Here is a 22,030-nt window from a genome sequence, read left to right as displayed (position 1 = left end):
TCAAGACTCCACTCTCTGCGAACCGGCACGGGCGAGGACGCGGCTGACCGGTGCCACCCAGGCGCGGGACATCTGGACCGCCACCGGCCAGGTCGATCGGGACAGGAAGGTGAACAGGTACACGGACATCACGTAGGACGCGGTACTCGCCCAGGCAGCACCGACGGCCCCCCACTTCGGAACGAGCAGCAGGCACAACGCGACGGTCGCCACCGCCCCGAGCCAGTGCCTCCCCACCGAGATCCAGAGGTTCCCCTCCGCGATGATCCACTTACTCAGCACCGAGGACATGAACATGAACGGCACAGCCAGCGCCTGGATCCTCAGCAATGCCGCCGCATCCTCGTACTCGGCGCCGAACGCGATCACGACGACGACGTCCGCGAGGATGTACAGGAGCACGGCGATGGCGATGCCCGCCCACAGCGCGCCGTCGAACGAGCGCTGCAGCCTGTCCCGGTATGCGGAACCGCCACCACTGTCACGATCCTTCCGGCGCGCTTCGAGCAGGGCCGGGAAGGTCGCGGTCATATAGGCCATGGGCAGGGCCAGGCACACGTCCATCACACGCTGCGACACCGCGAACATCGCCACACCGGTGGCGCCGACGAGGATCTGGACGACGATCAGGGACGCCCGCAGGTTCACCTGCTGGGCGATACCGGAGATCAGCAGCGGAGAGGACCGCTTCCACAGGTCCACCACGTCGCGGGCACCGGGCACTGCGAACGCTCGCCCGCTGGTCACATCCCGGCGATAGCAGACCAGAACGGCGACGCTGCCGGCGAACAGTTCGGCCACGTACAGTGCCACGATCACGGTGACACCGGATCCGAGCCACAGCGCAGTACATTTCGCGGCGAAGAAGACTGCTGCCACGATGATCTTGGCGAGGGCCGGTTTCCGTGCGTTCAGCCGGGCCTGGTACCAGAGTTCGGGCGCATCGAGCACACGGCCGAACACCGCCACCGCCGCCAGCGCGACGAGAAGGAACTCGTCGACACTCGTTGCGGTGCTGCCCATGAAGCCCAGCAGGGCAACGAAATAGAACGCCACCGTGGCCTCGCGCACGATGATGATCGAGCACGTGACGGTTCCGGGCTCCCGGCTTTCGCTGTACCTCTTGATCGCCAGGCCGTACAGGCCCGCGAGTCCGATCGCGATGCCGAGACCGGCCAGGGACATGGCGTAGCTGTAGACGCCGAAGTCCTCGACCGGCAGTGTCCGGGCCAGGATCACACTCAGCAATCCGACGAACAGCAGGTTGCACACCTGCTGCAACGAGGCCCAGATTCCGTTGGAGGCAGCGCCGTCCCGCAAGCGATCACGGATTCTGCGCATCTTCGTGGCGGGGTTCGCTGCCTCCGCGTCGACAGTGTTCATCTCGTCGGATGCCGTTCAGCGCACACCGGACAGACCCACGATCACGGCTGCGCCGTGCGGCGCGCCGGATCGTGCGATCACGGACAGGCTGCGGCCCACACCGCGGAGTGATCGTTCGGCCAGCGCAGCACGCAGTACGTGGGTGCACGCGAAGTCGGCCCGGGCACGACCGGACATTCCGGGACCGTGCACGTCGAGCCAGCGGAGCGAGGCACGGTGGTCGGCCTTCTTCGAGATCGACCCGCGACTGTCCTGCTGGACATGGACGAGCGCTTCCGGTACCCAGACGAATTCGCATCCGGGTATCTGCATCGCGCGGGCGATGTAGTCCCAGTCCTGATGCTTGGGCAGCGAGTCGTCCCATCGCACGCGCTCGTGCAGTTCCCGGGAGATCAGCAGACCGCTCGTCTGGAGCGCGTGGGTGCCGAACCGAAGGCGAGGCCGGCTCACCAGATACGACGCGACGTCACCTCGCCCCTCGTACGGGCGCGACGGAATTTCGGTGACCGAACCGGCACGGTGGAAATACATACCGGTGGCGACGAGTACGCGGCCTCCGGCGGCGCGGCTCCGTGCTGCCGTCAACTGCTTCTCGATCTTCTCCGGCTCCCACCAGTCATCGTCGTCCAGGTAGGCGATGTACTCGCCCCGAGAGGCATCGGCGCCGAGATTGCGCGCGGCCGATCCGCCGATGCGCCCGGGAGTTCCGATCACCGTGACACCCCTGGCGCCGACCCGTTCCGTGACGGTGTCCAACGCCGACGGGTCGTCGACGACCACCGTGACGGTGACGGGCGCGGTCTGCGCGAGAGCGCTCTCCACGGCGCGGACGACGGACTCCCGGCCGATGGTCGGTATCACCACCGAGACAGGCATGTTCACGACTTCTCCTTCTCTCCTCCGGCCACGCGATGCCGTTCGCCCGTCGCGAGCACGTTCACGACGAGGACCATCAGAAGCACGGGTTCGACGAGATAGCGGAACGCGAGGCGTCGCGGTGATCGCGCGAGCCGGTACAGCCATTCCACTCCGCAGCGTCCCGTCCAGCGCGGCGCGAGATCCTGTGCCCCGGAAAGGTAGTCGATGCATCCGCCGACGTTCGCGACGACCTTGCCGGCGAACTCGTCGTTTCCGATGTTCTCGGCGATCCAGTACTCCTGGGTGGGCATACCGCGGCCGACCAGCACGACGTCGGCCTTGCGGACCGCCTCCTGCCAGGTCAGTCCCGTCGCCATCGAGCTCTGCGGCTCGAGCCGGTATCCGTCGAATCCCATCCACACCACGTTCGGGTGGTTCGCCTCGACCCGTTCGGCGGCGAACCGGGCGGATTCCGGTGACGCACCGATCGACACGATGGTGCGGCGCTCCCCCGACTCCAGCAGGACGTCGAGCCAGTCGGAGCTGCCGACGCGGCGGTCACCCCCGAGTTTCCGTCGTGAGGCGATCCGTGCCAGCTGCAGGATCGGCCAGCCGTCCACCAGGAAGACGCCGGCCTTCCGATACGCCTCGCGGAACCGAGAGTCCTTGAGATGCAGATACAGCGCATGGAGGTTGTAGTTGGCGATCCACAGCGGCTCACCCGCCCGGCTCGCCGATCCGATCAGATCCGCGACCTCGGCGGCGTTCATCGGATGCAGCCTGATCCCGAGCAGATCGATACGAACTTCCGGTGAATCAGTCATTGTTCGTCCCCGTTTCGGTCGTGCGACGGTCGTGGTGGGTATCCGCGGGTGCCGCGCCGTCGCCGGGACGGGCGGCGTCCGCTGTCATGAACAGCGCGGCGGCGACGACGACGAGCCCCGCGGTCTGAGGTCCGAAGAGCGCCTCGGCGAACATCGCCGCGCTCGTCCATGCCGAGAGCAGCACCGCCGAACGCTTGCCCAAGTACTTGCACAGACTCGCCACTGTCGCGGCGAACAGCGCGATCCCGAGGATCCCGGTCTGGTAAGCGAGTACGCCCCAACTGCTTTCGCCACCGGTGAGGATCCACCTGGAGACCGGTGCGCCGGCGATCCGCGCGAAGTTTCCCCCGTTACCGACACCCGCGCCGGCGAATTCGGTCAGCGCGTGCTTCATGCCCGCGACGAATCCGGCGAGGTGGTAGGTAGTGCTGTCGCCGCCGATGATGCCGAGCGGGTCGGCGAAGACGGACAACGCCTTACCGGGTCCCTTCGCTGCCGCGACGTAGGCCAGGACGAGGAGCACGGAGATCGACCATCCGGCGAGCAGACCGCCCCACACGCGCTTGGACCGCGCGTACGCGATGCCGCTGATCGATGCGATCAGAAGCATGAGGAACCCGCTCTTGGCCCCGCTCGAAATCAGGACCCACACGCACAGGGCGATGCACACGTACATGCCGGCTCGTACGGACCGGGGTCCCTGGATCGCGACGAGCGTGGCGATGATGACGACCGCGGCCGCGATGTATCCGGCATTCGTCGGCTCGACGACGAACCCGCCGGTGCGGTCGAACTGCAGGCCGAGGAACGACGTCACCGACGACAGCGAGTTGAGTGCGCCGTTCTTGTCCACATTGACGATCGACCGCCAGACGGTCGATCCGACGAGGGTCTCCGCGAGCGTTCCGATCGCCAGCACCGCGGTGCTGTACCGAACGACGGCACCGAGCAGAGCGGATCGGCGTTCGTCGCTCCACTGCGCGGTCATCGCCACGATCAGCAGCACCGTGGCGAGCGGAATGAGAAAGTTCCGCAGATACGGCAGGGTGGCACCGCCGAGGGACGTCACGTGCGCGACCACCACCAGCGCGAAGAGGCCGTACCAGATCACAGGCCGCCGGTAGGTCTTCAGGTTCGTCATCGCGGTGGGGAACATCAGCGCGATGGCAGTGACGATCGCGACCGTCTTGCTCTCGCTGATGTAGACCGGCACGAGGTCGATGTGCCCGGGCACGAACATGCCGACCGCGAAGTTCTGGAAGAACGCGAGTGCGAGCCAGAAGACGACGAACAGCTCCGCCCCGACAGCCATCGTCAGCACGGTCGCCACGACGACACAGCCCACCGCGAGGCCCATCAATGCCGTCGGGCGGAACTGGCCGACGAAGGACAGGGGTACCGCGTAGACGGCGAAGGCCGCCAGCGTCACGAACAGCAGATAGGCGAGGTTCGTCGGCACGCCGGCGTCGGCCGCGCCGCCGACACGCGCACGATGGAGCGACACGAATGGGGCTGCGGCCTCGCGTGAGCGCGGGGCCGCACCGCGCCGGAGGTCGTCGCGACGACCGATCGTCGTGGTCATTGCGGCTGCCTTCCGTTCGTCGCTGTCGTTCCGGATCCGGTCCATGTCGCCGCCACTCACGAACCGACGCCGATGTGGAGCTGCATCTCGTCCGGCCCGGTGTTCGTGAGTACCACGGTCAGCTCGGCACCGGCGGCGTCGGTCCGGAACGCCACAGCGATGGCGCCGGCACGGTCGCCGAAGCAGTCACCGACCGTGTTCTCCACACCGTCCGTGATGACGACCGCATCGCCCTTCTCCCGCGCGACGAGCACAACGGCCGTTGCGGCACCCCGGGATCCGTCCTGCGGATTTCGCGCCAGCAAGGACACCGAGTGCACGCGACCCATGGCGAACTTGTCCAACGGGAGGTTCGTGAACGTCTCCGCCGCTTCCTGTCCCGCGGCCAGAGTCACCTTGCGCGGGCCGGAACCGGCACCGCTCACGAATCCGGCACGTGTCGACTTCCCCAGGTTCGCCGCCAGTTGCACACCGGAGCCGGAGGCCTGTGTGCCGTCGCCGCCCGGACCGGTGTGACCGGTCAGGTCGTTGCCGACGACGATGCCGGTCGATTCCGGATCCGCGACGAGGCACGCAGCGGGAGAGTCGTATCCCTGGCCGTCGTCGTTCGGGCCCGAGTGTGTCACGTTGCCCAGAACCAATGTTGCGGTGCCGCCGGTGGAGTGGATGTGCGTGTCGTCGCCGGCGATCCCCTCCGAGCGTGCGCCGTTGCGCCGCAGAACGTTCGCGGTCACGACCGTCCGCTCGCAACCGGACAGCCGGATCCCGGATCGGCCGTTCCGATCGATGTTGTTGCCGGACAGAATGTTGTGCTTGGCACCTTCCGCGTGGATGCCGTAGCCCAGATTCCACTCCACCTTGTTCTGCGTGACGATGTTGTCGTTCGCTCCCGGCGGCAGGTGGATTCCGCCGGTGCCGTTCACGTTGACGTAGTTGAGCGAGACGATCGAATCGACGCACCTGGCGATCCCGTATTCCGCGTTGTCGTGGACGTTGCAGCACTCGATCCGGTTGACCCCGGAATAGCCGCAGTCGATCCCGGTACGGCAGTGCAGGATGTTGACGTCGCGGACGAGGTTCCTGCCCTCCAGCACGACGCCCTCGTGCCGGGGTTCGTGTTCGGTCCCGCGGACCGCGAGGGACAGCAGGCCGGCACCCTCCCGGAGCCGCACCACGGGATCGGTGCGTCCGTCCCCGGTGGCGATGAGACGGGTTCCCTCCTGCGGCACCCCGGTGTAGGCGAACGACCAGCTTCCGGCAAGTTGCCGCCCGGCAGGCACCACGACGGTCCCCGCCACCCGGAACCGCCCCGCGGGAAGGACCAGCGAACTCGTCGAGTGCAGCGCCTCGTTGATGGCATCGGTGTCGTCGGTCTCTCCGTCCCCGGCGATACCGAGTTCGGCGAGGTCGTCCGGTTCGACCGGCAGCGGGCGCACGACGGCGGCGTCGCCGTCCCGGAATGTACGAGAACACGTCGGGACAGTCGCGATCGCGGCTACAGCAGCGGTCAGCGCTGTACCGGAGATGGCCTGCCGACGGCTCAGACGCACGGGACTTCCTTCCTTCGGATCGCGGTGACGGTCAGCCGACGACGGCTTCCGAGACGGCCCGGCCGAGTCCGCGGTACTGCCAGCCCGCACGACGCCACCTGTCGACGTCGAGGCAGTTGCGGCCGTCCAGAACGACCTTTCGGCGCACCACGGACGCGACCACGTCGGGGTTCAGCTCACGGAACTCCCTCCACTCCGTGAGAACCAGCACCACGTCCGCGCCGGCACACGCCTCCAGCGTGCTCGTCGCGTAGTTCAGGGTCGGGAACAAGCGTCGCGAGTTGTCCATCGCCTGCGGGTCGAACACGGTGACGGCAGCGCCCTGCAGCTGGATCTGCCCGGCGACATTGAGGGCGGGCGAATCCCGTACGTCGTCGGAATCCGGCTTGAACGCGGCGCCGAGCACCGAGATCCGTGCGCCGAGCAGCGAGCCTCCCGCCGCTTCCCGGGCGAGTTCCACCATGCGACCGCGGCGTCGCATGTTGATGTTGTCGACCTCGCGCAGGAACGTGAGGGCCTGGTCGGCTCCGAGCTCACCGGCTCGGGCCATGAAGGCTCGAATGTCCTTCGGGAGACATCCTCCACCGAAACCGATTCCCGCATTGAGGAATCGGCGCCCGATCCGGGCATCGTGCCCGATCGCGTCGGCGAGGACGGTGACGTCGGCACCGGACGCCTCGCACACCTCCGCCATCGCGTTGATGAACGAGATCTTCGTCGCCAGAAACGCATTCGCCGAAGTCTTGACCAGCTCTGCCGTCGCCAGGTCGGTAACGATGAACGGGACGTCCTCGTCCAGGAGCTGCGCGTACACCTCCTTGGCGACCTCGAGCGCCCTCCCGGGACGCGCAGCGCCGACGCCCAGGACCACGCGGTCCGGATGCAGAGTGTCCTGTACCGCATAGCCTTCCCGCAGGAACTCCGGGTTCCATGCGAGATCGACATCGTCGCCGGCCGGAGCGAGCTGACGTGCCCGCGCTCGCAGTCGTTCGGCGGTGCCGACCGGCACCGTGGACTTCCCGAAGATGACGGCCGGCTCGGTGAGCAACGGCGCCAGCTGTTCGATCACCGAATCGACATAGGTCAGATCGGCCGCGAATTCCCCCTTCTTCTGGGGTGTTCCGACACCGATGAAGTGCACGTCGGCGAACTCCGCGGCCTCGGCGTACGACGAGGTGAACCGAAGCCGCCCGGCCGCGATGTTGCGCGCGAGGACCTCCTCGAGGCCGGGTTCGTAGAACGGAACCTGACCGGCTTCGAGCTTCGCGAGCTTACCGGCGTCGACGTCGACACCCAGTACCTGGTGGCCCAATTCGGCCATGCACGCGGCGTGAGTGGCACCCAGATAGCCGGTTCCGAACACGGCGATACGACAAGTCATGGCAGATACCCGACTCTTTCTGTTTCGTTCTCGAGGGATGCGGTGGGCTAGTACGCGCCGTCGCTCGCGACGACCGCCTTGACGGTCCGCGCGATGATCAGGACATCGCTCACCATCGACCAGTTCTCGACGTAGGACAGATCCAGACGCACGGACTCGTCCCACGACAGGTCGGAGCGTCCGCTGACCTGCCACAACCCGGTGACGCCCGGCCGCACGAGAAGCCGGCGCTGGACGCGACCGTCGTAGTTCTCGACCTCTCGCCGCAAGGGCGGACGCGGACCCACGACACTCATCTCGCGTCGAACGACATTGATGAACTGCGGCAGCTCGTCGATGCTGTAGCGCCGGAGGAATTTTCCGACCCGGGTGACCCGCGGGTCCTCACGCATCTTGAACAGCAGGCCCGCGCCCTCGTTGTTCTTCATCAACGCCGCGACCTGCCGGTCGGCTCCGGTCACCATCGACCGGAACTTGATCATTCCGAACGGTTTTCCGTCGAGCCCGATCCGCTCCGAGCGATAGAAGACCGGTCCCTTGCTGTCCAGCTTCACGGCCAGCGCGACGAGCGCGAACACCGGGGCCAGCACGAGCAACGCGGTCGACGCGAAGACCAGATCGAACGCGCGCTTTCCGCTGCGCTTCGCACCGTGGTAGCTGGGCTTCTCGACGTGGATGAGCGGTAGTCCGGCGACCGGGCGCATCTCCAGCCGAGGCGCCGAGACATCCACGACTCCGGTGGCGACCACCAGGTCGGCGTCGTGCGGATCCATCTCCCACAGCAGGTCGCGAATGCCGTCCGGGCCCAGTGTCTCGGTCGCGGCGACCGCGACGGTGTCGGAACCGGACGCTCGGAGCGCGTCCACGATCGAGTGCTCGTCCCCATAGACGGGAATTTGCTTGCCCGCGACCTCCATGTGATCGCCGGCGATTCCCGAGTACCGGGGCACGCAGACACCGGCGACGTGGTACCCGTCCGTCGAGTTGCGTTCGAACGTCTCGACCATCAACCGCACCGAACGCGCGCCGCCCACGACGAGGACCGAGGTCCGGAACTCACCCCGATTGCGCTTGGCGGCGACCACCTTCCGCCACAACCAACGTCCGACGAGAAGCCCGGCGAGGCCGGTCGGGAACGCGATCGCCAGATATCCACGAGCGAGCTCGAGCCGGAACACGAGCGCGATGATGGCCACCAGCCCGAACATCCGGAACGTGGCCGAGAGAATCCGCTGGTATTCGTCGTATCCGGAACCGATCACCCGACGCGAGCGGGTCCGGAACGCAGCGAGGAACGCGAGCCACAGCGCTGCGAGGCAGATCGAAATGACGACGTAATTCCATTCGGCTGCAGTCGCATTCACGAGCATGTCGCTCTGACCGAAGCGAACGACGTGCGCCAGCGTGACCGCCAGCACGACGACGAGGCTGTCGGTGACGATCAGCCTTCGTACATAGATCCGCTGCCAGGCCCGTCGCGTGCTCGCGCCGGCGGCGTGAGTCGGCGGCTGCGCCACGCCACGAGGGCCCGACCGGACAGGCTCGAGAGCCAGTCCGGTCCGCCCTTCGGGCGGTTGTTCTACCACTGTCATTGATTTGTGTCCTCCCCGTACCGGTAAGCCGTCGCCGGTTGGGCACGAGCCCACGCAACTCGCGCGACCGCCGGACTCCGCGCAACTGTTCCTCCCCAGGAATTGCACGAAATCGACGACCGGCACCAATTGCCTTACGCAGGTAGTGAGTCTCAACTATTTGTGTGCAGATTGCATCCTCTTGCGACACGACCGGCGTTTCACGTTTTGTTGCGCAGCAGATTCCAATTTGCGAGTCGGTGGCGGCGTGGGGCCGTCGGCCCTGGTCAGCCGACGACGGACAGTTGCGCAGTTCGCTTACCGACCAGTAGTTTTCGTCGGCGGAGAATGCCGCTTATGAGATAGATCACACGGGAGGAATGGATTTCGAACGACACTTCTTGATTTGGACATTCGACCAGTTCGACTGCACTCTCCGCGGCGCGACCGAAAATCGTCCCGCCGGGCCGGACCTTCGTGGACGACGGCAGCGCCGGCAGGAGGCCCCGTCGAAGGGACCGGAGGCCGGCTACTCCACCGGACCGGGATCGGGTGGTCCGATCTGGCGAGAGATGAATGTGACTGTCGGACAGAAGCCGTCGAGGACCGACCCCGACACGCGGAGGTCGCGCGACCGCCCCGGACTCTCTATACTCCGATTCGACTCCATGCCTCCCTACGATCGCCGGTTCGATCGTCGCTTCTGCCGGAGTTTTCCAATCACCGCACGAGGACGTGCACTTCGTGCTCGGCGCAGCGCGCCGGGCATCGGGCGTTCGTCGCTCGTTCCTGCGAGTTCAGTTATGAGGTAATGCCATGGGGAGTAACTACACCCACGTCCACAACACCTTCAGGACCGCCGTCGTCCCCGCCGCCGGGATGGGCACTCGTTTCCTGCCCGCCACCAAGACGGTGCCGAAAGAGCTCCTGCCCGTGGTGGATACACCGGGAATCGAGCTCGTCGCGTCCGAGGCAGCAGGATCCGGCGCGAGCCGGCTCGTCATCGTCACCGCTCCCGGCAAGGACGGTGTGGTGTCCCACTTCGTCGACGATCTCGCACTCGAGAGCAGACTGGAGGAGAGCGGAAAGTCACATCTTCTCGAAAAAGTCCGGCGTGCACCGAATCTCATCGATGTGGAGCCGGTGGTCCAGGAACGACCCCTCGGGCTCGGACACGCCGTCGGCTGCGCCGAACAGGCCCTCGACGACGACGAGGATGCCATTGCCGTCCTGTTACCCGACGATCTGGTGCAGCCCTGCGGAATTCTCGATCTGATGTCCCGGGTGCGGGCGGAACGCGGAGGTAGCGTGCTGTGCGCGATCGACGTTCCGAAGAGTCAGGTCGGTTCGTACGGAGTCTTCCACGTCGAAGAGGTTCCGGGCGTGGCCGAACCGGATGTTCTGCGGGTGCTCGGAATGGTGGAGAAGCCCGCGCTTGCCGACGCTCCGTCCACTCTCGCTGCGGCCGGCCGGTATCTGCTGGACCGCGCCGTCTTCGATGCTCTTCGCCGCATCGAACCCGGCGCGGGTGGTGAACTCCAGCTCACCGACGCCATCGCCCTGCTCATCGACGAGGGGCACCCCGTCCACGTCGTCGTCCATCGCGGGACACGGCACGACCTCGGCAATCCGGGCGGATACCTGCGGGCGTCCGTCGACTCGGCGTTGGGCAACCCCGACTACGGTCCGGGGCTTCGCCGGTGGCTCGCCGAGCGTCTCGGGCTCGAGGATTCCGCCGACCGGGTCCGGACCGCATGACGAGCGGGTCCGGATGCACGACACGACTTCCGATCGGTGGCGTGCATCCGGACCCGAGGGTCGGGTCTTCCACGTGCACGCACGCGAAAGGAGGCCCGCAGCACGTTCTACGGACCTGTTCGTGACACCGACGGGCACCTCCGGTCGGAGTCCGCTAAACTGTCGGACGTCGCCGCAAGGTGACGGGTGCGTCTCCGTATGTCCTCCCCGACAACATGGAGTTACTGCACAGCCCCGCCCGGCTCCTCCCCTTTTGCCGGCGGGGCTTTCCCGTCTTCCGGCACCGCCGTGCTCACACGACGCCGAGCGCACTCAGCACGAATGCAACCACCCAGTCGAAGATCTCCTGGGGCCCAATGACACTCGATCCGGTGGACGGCACCCGAGGAGACTCCTCGGCCGCATGAGCGGGAGCCGCTGCCGCGGTGATGGCCGCGAGGACGACCGCGGAGACGACCGCGGTTCTCATTCGACCAGATGTCACTTCGACCTCCGTTGCATTCACTTTCGTTGTCGCCGGGGCCCGTTCGACGAACCCCGGTCTGTGACGACCGGGGTTACCCCTCGCAAGCCCGGTCGGCACAGCCCGGGAGCGGCGAGACCGACTCGGCCGGATCGTTGATCGATCCGGCCGAGGGATCCCGCCACCCTGTCCCCGACTGGGACTACCGTAGCACAAAACCGGTCAAACGGTTTTTTACCATCATGTGACATTTTTTCGGCATCTTTCGGGCTTTTCGGACACCACAAGTGTCGGCGAGCCGTAACGCCCCTGTTCGGCGGGCTGTTCTATAGTCGCCGCCGAGCGGCTTCGAAGATTCGTTCACAGGACAACAAGGGAGGCCCAGACGATGGCCGGGGGTACGCATGCGGGCGAGGCACGTCCCGTTCTGGGATTCGAGTCGACTGTGCCGCGCCGCTTCGTGCACCGCCGGTCGGTCGCGGAAGTCTTCCTCACCGACTGCGTAGCCACGGACACGGTCGATCACTTCACCCTCGGTGCGCAATGGCCACGATCGCACAGCTTCTATCGGTCGCACAACGGTCGCTACGACACGATGCTGATGGTCGAAACCCTGCGCCAAGCGACGATCTACCTGGCGCACACCAGGTATCGAGTGCCCCTCGGTCACCCGTTCGTGATGCACACCCTGCGCGTGGACGCCACACCACACGCTCTGTCGATCGACGACCGGCCGGCCGAAGTGACGATCGAGGCGCAGGTCGGCGACCACTTCTACCGGGGCAACATGCTCGCGCGCTTCTCGGTCACCTACGTCTGCCGCATCGGCGACAACGAAATCGGGCGCGGTTTCGGCACCGCGAGTGTATTCACTCCCGCTGCGTACGCCCAACTTCGTTGGGGTGGTTCGGGTCCCCGAGCAATCGGCACGCCGGTCCGTCCCGAGCCGATGTCCGGCAAGATGGTCGGGCAGTTCCGTTCGGAGGACGTGGTCCTCGGAACGGAGCACGGCCCGAACCGGTGGACACTGCGCGTGGACGACGAGCATCCCATCCTCTTCGACCACCCGAGCGACCACATTCCGGGCATGCTCGTTCTCGAAGCTTTCCGGCAGGGGGCTCGCGCGGCGCTCGCCCTGCCGCACGCGGACATCGAGTCCGTCGAGGTCACGTACCACCGATTCGCCGAGAACGACGCGAACGCCACGGTGTCCGCCGAGCCCGATCCGGATGACCCTTACACAGTTCGCATTTCGGTCGAGCAGTGGGGACAGCACATCGCCAGCGGCCGGGTGCGCCTCCTATCGGACGGTTTCCGGTGACGGCACGATCGTCGTCACGACGCGGCTGCGGACCACCGTGCGTTGCGGATGGTTGCGATCTTCCAGTGCCGGTCGGCCGGCATGAGGCCCGGCAGCATCAGCGACCACATCTCGTCCAGTCGCTGCTCGAGGTCCTCCCGCCCGGTCAGGACGTTCGAGACCAGCTGCACTCCGGTGAACGCACCGATTCCGAAACGTGCGAGAACGTCGGGCTCGATGGTGTCGAGAAGGTCACCTTCGGCGCGGGCTCGGTCGGAAAGTCCCTCGTACGCTCTGATCCAACCGAGATACGGCTCTGCCGGTCCGGCGACCGCACTCAGTTCCAGGGTCAGCCGGATACCGGCTCGCACGATGGGGTCGTGCACCATCTGATGCCCGAATTCGTAGCTGAGCATGACCATCTGCTCGAGGGCGGAACTACCGGTTGCAGCGATCGCGTCGACGGAGGCGATGGAGATGCGGTGCTGTTCTCCGATGATGGCCTGCGCCAACTCTTCTTTCGACTTGAAGTGGAAGTAGAGGGCGCCCTTGGTGGTGCCGGCGATCTCGACGATTGTGCCCAGCGTCGATCCTTCGAAGCCTTTCTGTTCGAAAGCCTTTGCCGCGCCCATCAGGATCTGTTGTCTGGTTGCCTTCGCCCGAGCCTGCCTGACCACGTTCGCTCTGCCCCTAACCGACAAGTGAGATGAATAGTGACGGAATTTGCTGACAACCCCGCTTCCGACCGGTCACAGAACACCATAGCCCGATCCGACCCCCCCGGATCGGTACCGCCTGCGCCGCGAATCGTACTCTTCGGCGCGACCGGATTCATCGGGAGCGCAGTACTCGAGGCCCTGACCAGTGCGGGGGCAGACTTTACCGCAGTGGCACGGCGGCCGGACGCGGTTGCCGAGTCGGCTCCGCGTGTCGTCGCGGCGGATCTCACCGATCCGGCGAGCCTGCCGGGCGCGTTGACCAGCGCGGATGTGGTCGTGCACGCCGTCTCCTATACCGGTGGCGACCCCGAACAGGCCGACGCGGTCAACCGGATCGGCACCGAGCACCTGGTCGCCGCCGCCCGCGAGCGCCGCGTGCCGCTGATCTACGTCAGCACGGTCGGCGTGTACGGATCCGGACCGCACCGCGGGATCGTCGAGGGCACTCTGGACCCGAACCCGGTATCCGTTCTCAGTATCAGCCGGCTCGCTGCCGAGAAGGCCGTGCTCGACTACGGGGGGACGGTGGTCCGGGTCGGTTTCGTGTACGGACCCGGCGACCGCTGGTTCGCCCCCGGCCTGGCGTACATCCTCGCCCGTCTCGGTGCGTGGGTCGACGAGGGCCGGTCGGTGCTCTCGCTCATCGGCGTCGGCGACCTCGGCCGACTGCTCGCGGCACTCGCGCGGCAGGCACCGCCGCTCCGGCCCGGCGGCACCGTGCTGCACGCGGCGTATCCCGAGCCGCGGCCGGTGCGGGAGATCGCGGCCGAACTCGCGGCCGGCGGTGCGTTCCCCCTACCGGAGGCGAGCCTGACTTTCGACGAGGCCGTCGCACGCGCACCCGAACTCGGACTGTCCGAACGCAACATCGATCTGGCCGGGCACGACCACCACTACGACTCGACTCGCATCTGGGAGACGACCGGGCTCCCCGTTCCGGACGAACGTCCCCGGCTGAGCTTCTGACGGACGCCGCCCCTCCCGCCCCGTGCGCGATTTTGGTAGCGGCCGCTACCGAAATCGCGCACGGGAGGGGGCTGCGGCGCCGGTCAGTACGCGCCGTCGCTCGCGAGGACCGCCTTGACGGTCTTCCCCACGATCAGCAGATCCTGCACCATCGACCAGTTCGACACGTAGAACAGATCGAGCCGGATCCGGTCGGTCTCGGACAGGTCGGATCGTCCCGAGACCTGCCACAACCCGGTGATGCCGGGGCGGACGAGCATCCGGCGTTCGACGAAGCCCGGCACGTCACCGCCCTCGCCGGGTGTCAGTGGGCGGGGACCGACCATGCTCATCTCGCGCCGGAGGACGTTGAACAGCTGCGGCAGCTCGTCGAGGCTGGTACGGCGGATGAAGCGTCCGACACGGGTGATCCGGGGATCGGCCGAGGACTTGAAGAAGGTCGCGTCGTCCTGGCCGACGTCCGCGCGGATCTCGTCCTGCAGCCGGTCCGCGCCGACCACCATCGAACGGAACTTCCACATCCCGAACATCTCTCCGTTCAGGCCCACCCGCTGCTGACGGTAGAAGACGGGACCGCCGTCGCCGAGTTTGATCGCCACCGCCACGGCCAGCATGACCGGTGAGAACACGAGGAGCGCGATCGTCGCGGACACGAGGTCGAACACCGTCTTCGCAGCCCGGTTGGAACCACGGAACTGCGGTTCCTCGACGTGCATCAGGGGAAGACCGCCGACAGGCTTGATCGCCAGACGCGGCGCGGCGACGTCCATCACCGCCGGCGCGACCGCAAGGTCGACGCCGTAGGGCTCGAGTTCCCACGCGAGGTCGCCGAGATCGGCGCTGCCCCACTGGCCGCTCGCCGCGACCGCGACGGTGTCCGCGCCGGTGAGTTTGACCGCGCGGAGAACTTCGGTTTCGTCGCCGAGCAGCGGGATCTCGCGGCCCCCGATGGTGACCGTCTGGCCGTGCTCTCCGGAGTAACCGGGAGTGCACACACCGACGACGCGGTAGCCGGCGTCGGCGTCACGGTCGAAGGACTCCACCATGGCCTGCGCGGCGCGCTCGCAACCGACCACCAGGACCGAACTCTGGAACCGGCCGCGCTCGCGCAGCCGCTCGAGGTGCTGCCGCCACCACCAACGGGAGGCCAGCAGTCCGAACAAGCCCACAGGCAGGGCGACCGCGAGATAGGCACGTACAAGGTCGAGTTCGACGAGAAGCGCGAGGATTGCGAGACCACCGAAGAACTGCATCGTGGCGTAGGTGACGAGGCGGTACTCCTCGAGGCCACTACCGGTCACGTTCTGGTCGCGGGTGCGGTGGAACGACAGGGCGAGAAGCCAGATCGCTGCAACCGCGACGGACAGGATGGTCTCGTCGAGGACTTCGGACGCCGTGAACGACGTCCGAAAATCCGAGTTCCCGAATCGAATCCATTGCGCCAGTGCGACCACCGCGATGACGACGCCGACGTCGGACAGTCGCAGCCATCTCGCGTAGGCCACCTTCCACTGGCGCCGGTTGCTTCGCCAGCCGGGGTCCGATGCCTCCGCGGTCGGTCGGATCGCGATCGGATCCGTCAGTTCACCGGGACCGGCGTCATTCGTAACGTCCATCTTCGGTTATTCCCCCACGCACTCCCCTTCAGGCCCCCGACGCGATCGAACAGAACAGTTGCCGCACCCTCGGTGCGGCGGGCGGTAGCTCTTCCGAGCCACCGCGGCACGAATGCTTGCATGCTGAGGTGCACGAAAAACCTTACAGTGCAGGAGATCACACGCTCTCGCTGCCGATCACCCCGGTTTTCACCCCCTATTCCCACGCAGGACGCCCATCCGCTCCCCACGCGCCCCGGGTGAATTCACCCTCGAATCACCCTTGACACCCCGCATTTTCGACCGCCGATTCGAACGAGGACACGCCGGAGCAGACGTCGAACTACGACGCGATAGAGAATCGAGATCCCTCGGTACCGGGCGTCGGAGATGCGGAACGACCGGTAGAAAACTAAAGGTGGTGTCGAAATTCCTTGCTCGCCAAGGGTACCGGGATCATCCGAGCGCGAGCATCAACACTCGAACCGGACGCTCCCGATACCCCGGCTGCCATCCCCCAGGCCCATCGGCGTGCGTGCGATCCACCAGAAGAGGAGAACCTGCACAAATCCGCACCCCCGGACTCACCCCATCACCAATGGGACGAAGCTACCCCACCAACTGTGTGCAATCAAGGTGCAAAAACATCGGCAATCGTGACCCACGTCACCGATGATTCGGCGGGTGTTCGCCGTCAGTTTCCGACCCATGCAACGATTTCGGCGCGGAACCGTTCCGACGAGAGGTCCGCGGTCGAACCTGCCGACGGGCGCGGAACCCGATCGATCTCCAGAATGCAGTCGGCAACCGCCTCCCAGCGGTCCTCGCGGAAGCACAGGCCGTCGACTCCCTCGGTCAACCACTCCGACGCACCCCCGAGGCTGTTCACGATCACCCGGGCGCCGGCGGCGCGGGCCTCGACCGGCATGATCCCGAAGTCTTCGATCGCCGGGAAGACGTACACGAGCGCCCGTTGATACAGGGTGTACAGCAACGCATCCGACGGACGGCGCAGCACCCGTACCGGAACCCGCGCCGATTCGGCGAGCTCGCGCAGCCGTGCTTCCTCCGGCCCCGATCCGGCGATCACCGCGGGCAGCCCGGCCCGCTCCGCGGCACGGATCACCCAATCCAGTCGCTTGTACGGAACGAACCGGGACGCTCCGAGGACGAACGAGTCCGGCAAGCTCGCCACCAGCGCCGATTCCTCGTCGTCGAGTTCCGTACGCCAATCCGCGACGGCGGTGATCCGCCGCGTGTCCACCGGCGGGAACACGACCCGCGCGTCCACGTCCCACGCCTTCTCGATCCGGCGGCGCACGAAGTCGCTGTTCGCCGCGAAACGCGCACCTTCACGGGCACGGCGTCGATCGATCCCACGCAGGACCGGCGATGCCAGCCGCGCCGCGGGCGACGTGCCACGTTCGTCGAGTTCCGGGGTCCACAGGTAGCGCGCCGGCGTGTGAACGTAGACGTACTTGCGGAATTCGGCGGGCGGCGTGCGGAACGAGACGTGGTGCGCGAAACAGTGCGAGCTGACCAGGGCGAAGTCGTAGTCGCCCGGACGGCCGCGCCACACGAACGGCATGGCCGGCAGCGCCAGGGCCTTGCTCCGCCGCAGCGGGGTGCGCGCGAGCGCGCTCTCGACGACGGTGCGGCCCGGGTATCGGTCGGCGTTGTCCCACAGGCACAGCACGTCCGCGTCGGGGAAGCAGCGAACGAACTCGTCCAGAACCTTCTCCGAACCGCCGTCGCGCTCGATCCATTCGTGTACCAGAACTCCAGGCATGGCAAATCCCTTCGGAGCCGACGACATCCCTTCGGGGCCGACGACACGGCCACGGCCGGTTACCTTAGGCCGAGACAACCCCGATCCGGTAACGCCGGAGGTCCCGGGCCCGATCGAATACATCGTGAGATCAACAGGATTCGACCCGACGCCGCGATCGGGCATGGAGATTTCACCCCCAGAATCACCCTCGGAGGACTTGGAGAATCACCATGGGCGTGCAATATCCGACCTGGTTCGGTCCGGACGATCTGCCTCTGCTGGGGACCGTCCACGTTCCGGACTCGGGCCGGGCACGTGCCGCGGTGGTGCTGTGCCCACCGCTCGGGAAGGAACACGTCGACACCTACCGCGGCATCAAGGCCCTCGCCGAGTCCCTCGCCGACCGCGGTCTGCTCGCGGTACGGTTCGACTACGCCGGAGCCGGTGACTCGGCGGGTGCACAGGACGACCCGGACGCGGTCACGGGGTGGCTGCGCAGTGTCGTCGAAGCGGTCGGGTCGGCCCGTGCCACCGGTGCCTCGTCGATATGCCTCGTCGGGTTGCGGTCCGGGGCGTTGATCGCCGCCGCAGCAACTGCGACGGAGGCGATCGACTCGATGGTGCTGTGGGACCCGATCCTGTCCGGCCGCAGCTACCTGCGTGAGCAGCGTGCCCAGTACACGTTGAGCATCGGCGCGGACGATCCGTCCGATCCGCGAGTGTCGATCCTCGGTGGTGTTCTCGACCCGGCCGCCGTGTCCGCGCTCGGCGCGCTGAAGATCGACCCGGCGCGCCTCGCCGGCGTCCGCACGCTGCTGGCGGTTCGTACCGCCGTGGCCGACACTCCGGCCGTGCGCTCGCTCGCCGGCGCCCTCGACGGTGACGAGGTCACCCTCGTCGACCACGAGGCGTTCACCACCCCGGCCAGCTTCCATGTCGCGCTGCCCACCGGGCACATCCGTGAGATCGCGGATTGGATCGCCGCGGGTGCCCCCGCCGCCGACACCGAGGTCCGGCTGAAGGTGCGCGACCGGGCGCAGGTCGCGTCGGCCCCCGACGGCCGCCCTGTCGTCGAGACCCTCGAGGAACTGGGGCCGAACGGACTCTTCGCGATCCGCACGCACGCTACCGGTGGAGACGGGTCGACGCATCCCACCCTCCTGTTCCACGCGACCGCGTACGAGCATCGCGTCGGGCCGGGCAGGTTGTGGGTCGAGATCGCGCGGTCGCTCGCCGCGGACGGGGTGTCGTCGGTGCGGTACGACCGGCGCGGCACGGGCAACACCGGCGTCGTCGACCCCGACCATCCCGTGGCCCTGTACTCCGACGACTCGGACCGGGACGCCCGCGACGCCGCCGGCGCGGCGGTCGCCGACCCGCGCGATCTGGTGATGACCGGGTTGTGTTCCGGCGCCTGGTATTCCGCGGCCGTCGCGTTGCGGGTGCGGCCGCGCGCGGTGATCCTCACCGACCTGATCCTGTGGTCGGTGTATCGGCGGCGGTCGCTGCGCGAACAGCTGGCTCCGGGGATGCCCGCGGGCGACGGGGCCGGTGGCGACGCGTCGGCGCGGGCGCGGATCAAGGCGCTGCTGCAGCGGCACCTGCCGTACCCGATGTGGCGGCTGCTCGGCCGGTTCGGCGTCACGCAGGTCCCGGAGGTGCTGCTCGAGGCGCTGCGCAAGGCGGGGGTTCCGACCACTGTGATCCTGTCCGCCGAGGACCACGCGTGGTTCGTCGGCCAGCGCGGCGAGGAGGGCCTGCGGCGGCTGCGGCGGCGCGGCGGCGATCCGGAGATCCACGCCGTCGGGTTCGGCGACCATCCCGCGCTCCACCGCGACCTGCGCGAGCGGATCCGGACGGTGACCACCGAGACGGTGCTGCGCCGCTTCGGGATCCCCGTGGACACCGAACGCACCGCGGACACCGGACGCACCGCGGAGGCACTCCGGTGATCGGTCTGCTCGCCGTCGGGATTCCCGCCGCGGCGGTGCTGTTCGCGCTGCTGTACCGGCGGCCGCAAAACGGGCTGTTGCTCGTCGCCGCGTTGACGCCGCTGCACGGCCTGCTGACGATCCTGCCCGGTGGACCGTCCCTGACGGGATGGAAGGAGGGTGTGCTCGTCCTGACGCTGCTCGCCACGTTCGTCACCCCGAACCGCGACCGGACGATGCCGCCGTCGATGCCGTGGTGGCCTGCCGCGGTCGTGTGGGTGGCGATCGGAACACTGTCGGCACTGCTCGTGTCCGGTCCGGCCGCCGTCACCGCGCTGAAGGTCACCTACTTCTACCTGATCATCCCGATCATCCTGTGGCGCGCACCCTTCGACGCCCGCGACCGCGACCGGCTCGTCACGATCCTGATGGGCACGGCGGCGGTCGGCGCGGTCGTCGGCCTCGCGCAGCAGGTCGTCGGGGCGGACCGGCTGGTCGCGCTCGGCTACTCGTACGACGAGCACATCCGCACGACCGGGGGCATCCTGCGCAGCTTCGGCACGTTCACCGGACCGTTCGCGTTGGGGCTGTTCGTGATGATCGGCCTCATCGTGGGCGGCGCGGTCGCGCTCGCGGATCCGCGGCGGCTGCGCAACTCCCTGTTCCTGTGGGCGACGCCGGTGATGTTGCTCGGCATGGGTGTGACGATCGTGCGCGCCTCCTACATCGGGTTGGCGGCGGCGTTGCTGTGGCTGGCGATTCATCGCCACCGAGTGTTGTTGGTGCTCTTCGGTGCCGGTGCCGTCGCGCTTCCGGTCGCGCTGCTGTTCGTGCCGGGTTCGGTGACGTCCGCGTTGTTCTCGTCGTCGAGCCTGGGTGAGCGCGGGGACGGCTGGGCCGACACCGTCTCGTCCTTGTTCGTGCATCCCTTCGGGCAGGGTCTGGGTGCCACCGGGGCCGCCGCGGACAAGGCCGCCGAACTCGCCGATCCGCTGTATTCGACGCTGTCGCTCGACGCGGCGATCGCGCTCGGCCGGATCCCGTACCAGCCGGACAACTACTACATGAAGCTCATGGTCGAACTCGGGCCGATCGGGCTGTGGATCTTCGGTCTGCTGCTGGCGTCCGCGGCCGTGTCGACGCTGCGGGCCTCGCGACTGCTGCGCGGCCAGGACTCGGCGCTGGCACTGGGCGTCAGCGCGTCGGTGATCGCTGCCGCGGTGGCGTCGACCGTGTCGACCTATTTCGAAATCTTCCCGCTGGACGTCTACTTCTGGCTACTTCTAGGAATCGTCGGATGCGCTCTCACACAACAACTCTCGCCTCGAACGGAACCCGGATCGGATTCGGGGCCCTCGCGCTGCGCCCCGGCGGCAGCGGGGTCCAGACCTACGCTCGCGAGCTCTTGAACGCGCTCGCCCCGAAGCTCGGGGCGGCCGGCCTGCGGGCGGTGGTGCAGAGCGATGCCCGCGCCGAGCTGCCCCGGCAGGTCACGCCCGTCGAACGCCCGGTGTGCGACGGGGCGCAGCGTGTCGCCTGGGGTCTGGTCCCGCTGCGCGACGTCGATTTGTTCCACGCGCTCGACGTCGATCTTCCGCTCGCCCAGCGCGGCCCGACCGTGTCGACGTTCCACGACCTGTCCGTCTTCGACGTGCCGTGGGCGTTCGGCCGCGGACGCGCCGTCGGGGAGCGGCGTCTGCTGCGCCGGGCGATGCGTCGCGCCGACGTCCTCGTCGCCGTCTCCGAGTTCACCGCGGACCGGCTGCGCGCCCACTGCGGACGCGAAGCCCGCGTCACTCCCCTCGCGCCCGCGCCCTGGGCGGTCCCGCCCGGTGCCGCGGAGGTCGCCGAGGTCCGCGCGCGGTTCGGGCTGCCCGAGCGGTTCGTGCTGCAGGTCGGCACCGTCGAACCCCGCAAAGACGTCGCGCTGGTCGCCGCCGCGTGCCGGCGGCTCGACGTGCCCTTCGTGCTCGCCGGTTCCGGATCGACCGGGCCCGGCAAGCCCGCCGGCGCTCACGGTCTCGGCTACGTCGCCACCACCGACCTGCCCGCGCTGTACGCGGCGGCGACCGCCGTCACCTATGCCTCCACGTACGAGGGGTTCGGGTTACCACCGCTCGAGGCGATGGCGTGCGGAGGCGCTGTCGTCGCGAGTGCCGTCGGCGGGTTGCCGCAGGCTGCACGCGACGGCGCGGTGCTGGTCACCGAACACACCGAGGACGCGTGGGTCCGGGGCCTGCGCGAGGTGCTCCTCGATCGCGATACCCGCCACGCGCTGCGCAGTCGGGCGGTCATCACCGCCGCGGCCTCGACCTGGGACCGCACCGCGGAGCTGACCCTCGACGCCTACCGCCACGCCGGGCTGCGGATCTGAGGTA

General features: G+C 67.6%; 17 protein-coding genes. 6 read left to right on the top strand and 11 right to left on the bottom strand.

Going from position 1 to position 22,030, the window contains the following annotated elements; genetic code table 11:
- Genes ACWDUD_RS04080 through ACWDUD_RS04050 form a run of 7 tightly spaced genes read right to left on the bottom strand, consistent with a single transcriptional unit; the run spans position 1 to position 9,170 of the window.
- Positions 1-1,383, bottom strand: coding sequence for a flippase (locus ACWDUD_RS04080; RefSeq protein WP_450108400.1), 1,383 nt, complete (start codon positions 1,381-1,383; stop codon positions 1-3).
- 15 nt (positions 1,384-1,398) lie between these two features.
- Positions 1,399-2,259, bottom strand: coding sequence for a glycosyltransferase family 2 protein (locus ACWDUD_RS04075; RefSeq protein WP_231611549.1), 861 nt, complete (start codon positions 2,257-2,259; stop codon positions 1,399-1,401).
- Positions 2,260-2,261: 2 nt separating this feature from the next.
- Positions 2,262-3,065, bottom strand: a complete 804-nt coding sequence (locus ACWDUD_RS04070) for a WecB/TagA/CpsF family glycosyltransferase (RefSeq protein ID WP_248674350.1) — start codon at positions 3,063-3,065, stop codon at positions 2,262-2,264.
- Positions 3,058-4,647: a hypothetical protein gene (locus ACWDUD_RS04065; RefSeq protein ID WP_450108399.1), complete on the bottom strand. Its 1,590-nt coding sequence runs from the start codon at positions 4,645-4,647 to the stop codon at positions 3,058-3,060. The genes ACWDUD_RS04070 and ACWDUD_RS04065 overlap by 8 nt, the downstream gene beginning before the upstream one ends.
- Positions 4,648-4,703: 56 nt before the next feature.
- Positions 4,704-6,197, bottom strand: coding sequence for a right-handed parallel beta-helix repeat-containing protein (locus ACWDUD_RS04060; protein WP_450108398.1), 1,494 nt, complete (start codon positions 6,195-6,197; stop codon positions 4,704-4,706).
- A 31-nt stretch (positions 6,198-6,228) separates the two neighbouring features.
- Entirely contained in the window at positions 6,229-7,578 is a 1,350-nt protein-coding gene (locus ACWDUD_RS04055; protein ID WP_450108397.1) for a UDP-glucose dehydrogenase family protein, read from the bottom strand.
- Between the two features lie 47 nt (positions 7,579-7,625).
- Positions 7,626-9,170, bottom strand: a complete 1,545-nt coding sequence (locus ACWDUD_RS04050) for a sugar transferase (protein WP_450108396.1) — start codon at positions 9,168-9,170, stop codon at positions 7,626-7,628.
- Positions 9,171-9,965: 795 nt separating this feature from the next.
- Between ACWDUD_RS04050 and ACWDUD_RS04045 the strand changes: the two genes are divergently transcribed.
- Complete coding sequence (locus ACWDUD_RS04045; protein WP_248674355.1) at positions 9,966-10,907, top strand: UTP--glucose-1-phosphate uridylyltransferase; 942 nt, start codon at positions 9,966-9,968, stop codon at positions 10,905-10,907.
- Between the two features lie 292 nt (positions 10,908-11,199).
- Here ACWDUD_RS04045 and ACWDUD_RS04040 read toward each other — a convergent pair whose 3' ends face one another.
- Positions 11,200-11,376, bottom strand: a complete 177-nt coding sequence (locus ACWDUD_RS04040; protein WP_248674356.1) for a hypothetical protein — start codon at positions 11,374-11,376, stop codon at positions 11,200-11,202.
- Positions 11,377-11,758: 382 nt separating this feature from the next.
- Here ACWDUD_RS04040 and ACWDUD_RS04035 point away from each other — a divergent pair, with 382 nt between their 5' ends.
- Positions 11,759-12,691 carry a ScbA/BarX family gamma-butyrolactone biosynthesis protein gene (locus ACWDUD_RS04035; protein ID WP_248674357.1) on the top strand — a complete coding sequence of 311 codons (933 nt, stop codon included), beginning with the start codon at positions 11,759-11,761 and terminating at the stop codon, positions 12,689-12,691.
- Positions 12,692-12,705: 14 nt separating this feature from the next.
- On the opposite strand, the gene ACWDUD_RS04030 is transcribed toward ACWDUD_RS04035, so the two are convergent.
- A complete protein-coding gene (locus ACWDUD_RS04030) occupies positions 12,706-13,347 on the bottom strand; it encodes a ScbR family autoregulator-binding transcription factor (protein WP_248674358.1) in 642 nt (213 codons plus the stop codon).
- Between the two features lie 36 nt (positions 13,348-13,383).
- Here ACWDUD_RS04030 and ACWDUD_RS04025 point away from each other — a divergent pair, with 36 nt between their 5' ends.
- Complete coding sequence (locus ACWDUD_RS04025; protein ID WP_450108395.1) at positions 13,384-14,355, top strand: NAD-dependent epimerase/dehydratase family protein; 972 nt, start codon at positions 13,384-13,386, stop codon at positions 14,353-14,355.
- Positions 14,356-14,438: 83 nt separating this feature from the next.
- Here ACWDUD_RS04025 and ACWDUD_RS04020 read toward each other — a convergent pair whose 3' ends face one another.
- Positions 14,439-15,971, bottom strand: a complete 1,533-nt coding sequence (locus ACWDUD_RS04020) for a sugar transferase (protein ID WP_248674359.1) — start codon at positions 15,969-15,971, stop codon at positions 14,439-14,441.
- 673 nt (positions 15,972-16,644) lie between these two features.
- Positions 16,645-17,739 carry a glycosyltransferase gene (locus ACWDUD_RS04015; RefSeq protein ID WP_248674360.1) on the bottom strand — a complete coding sequence of 365 codons (1,095 nt, stop codon included), beginning with the start codon at positions 17,737-17,739 and terminating at the stop codon, positions 16,645-16,647.
- 212 nt (positions 17,740-17,951) lie between these two features.
- Between ACWDUD_RS04015 and ACWDUD_RS04010 the strand changes: the two genes are divergently transcribed.
- The 3 genes from ACWDUD_RS04010 to ACWDUD_RS04000 are packed head-to-tail and all read left to right on the top strand — an operon-like array spanning position 17,952 to position 22,026.
- Positions 17,952-19,673 (top strand): alpha/beta hydrolase, encoded by a 1,722-nt coding sequence (locus ACWDUD_RS04010; RefSeq protein ID WP_450108394.1) that lies wholly within the window; start codon positions 17,952-17,954, stop codon positions 19,671-19,673.
- Positions 19,670-21,061, top strand: coding sequence for an O-antigen ligase family protein (locus ACWDUD_RS04005; protein WP_450108393.1), 1,392 nt, complete (start codon positions 19,670-19,672; stop codon positions 21,059-21,061). The genes ACWDUD_RS04010 and ACWDUD_RS04005 overlap by 4 nt, the downstream gene beginning before the upstream one ends.
- A complete protein-coding gene (locus ACWDUD_RS04000; RefSeq protein ID WP_450108392.1) occupies positions 20,950-22,026 on the top strand; it encodes a glycosyltransferase family 4 protein in 1,077 nt (358 codons plus the stop codon). Before ACWDUD_RS04005 ends, ACWDUD_RS04000 begins: the two co-directional genes overlap by 112 nt.
- Positions 22,027-22,030 lie beyond the last annotated feature (4 nt).

It is taken from the genome of Rhodococcus sp. NPDC003382, assembly GCF_053589135.1.
Note: the sequence above shows the minus strand (reverse complement) of the source record. Positions and strands in the feature narration are given on the sequence as shown.

Excerpts from the sequence above, each read along its gene's own strand:
- ACWDUD_RS04080 (WP_450108400.1), bottom strand. The coding sequence starts at position 1,383 with ATGAACACTGTCGACGCGGAGGCAGCGAACCCCGCCACGAAGATGCGC.
- ACWDUD_RS04075 (WP_231611549.1), bottom strand. The coding sequence starts at position 2,259 with ATGCCTGTCTCGGTGGTGATACCGACCATCGGCCGGGAGTCCGTCGTC.
- ACWDUD_RS04070 (WP_248674350.1), bottom strand. The coding sequence starts at position 3,065 with ATGACTGATTCACCGGAAGTTCGTATCGATCTGCTCGGGATCAGGCTG.
- ACWDUD_RS04065 (WP_450108399.1), bottom strand. The coding sequence starts at position 4,647 with ATGACCACGACGATCGGTCGTCGCGACGACCTCCGGCGCGGTGCGGCC.
- ACWDUD_RS04055 (WP_450108397.1), bottom strand. The coding sequence starts at position 7,578 with ATGACTTGTCGTATCGCCGTGTTCGGAACCGGCTATCTGGGTGCCACT.
- ACWDUD_RS04050 (WP_450108396.1), bottom strand. The coding sequence starts at position 9,170 with ATGACAGTGGTAGAACAACCGCCCGAAGGGCGGACCGGACTGGCTCTC.
- ACWDUD_RS04045 (WP_248674355.1), top strand. The coding sequence starts at position 9,966 with ATGGGGAGTAACTACACCCACGTCCACAACACCTTCAGGACCGCCGTC.
- ACWDUD_RS04040 (WP_248674356.1), bottom strand. The coding sequence starts at position 11,376 with ATGAGAACCGCGGTCGTCTCCGCGGTCGTCCTCGCGGCCATCACCGCG.
- ACWDUD_RS04035 (WP_248674357.1), top strand. The coding sequence starts at position 11,759 with ATGGCCGGGGGTACGCATGCGGGCGAGGCACGTCCCGTTCTGGGATTC.
- ACWDUD_RS04020 (WP_248674359.1), bottom strand. The coding sequence starts at position 15,971 with ATGGACGTTACGAATGACGCCGGTCCCGGTGAACTGACGGATCCGATC.
- ACWDUD_RS04015 (WP_248674360.1), bottom strand. The coding sequence starts at position 17,739 with ATGCCTGGAGTTCTGGTACACGAATGGATCGAGCGCGACGGCGGTTCG.
- ACWDUD_RS04010 (WP_450108394.1), top strand. The coding sequence starts at position 17,952 with ATGGGCGTGCAATATCCGACCTGGTTCGGTCCGGACGATCTGCCTCTG.
- ACWDUD_RS04000 (WP_450108392.1), top strand. The coding sequence starts at position 20,950 with ATGCGCTCTCACACAACAACTCTCGCCTCGAACGGAACCCGGATCGGA.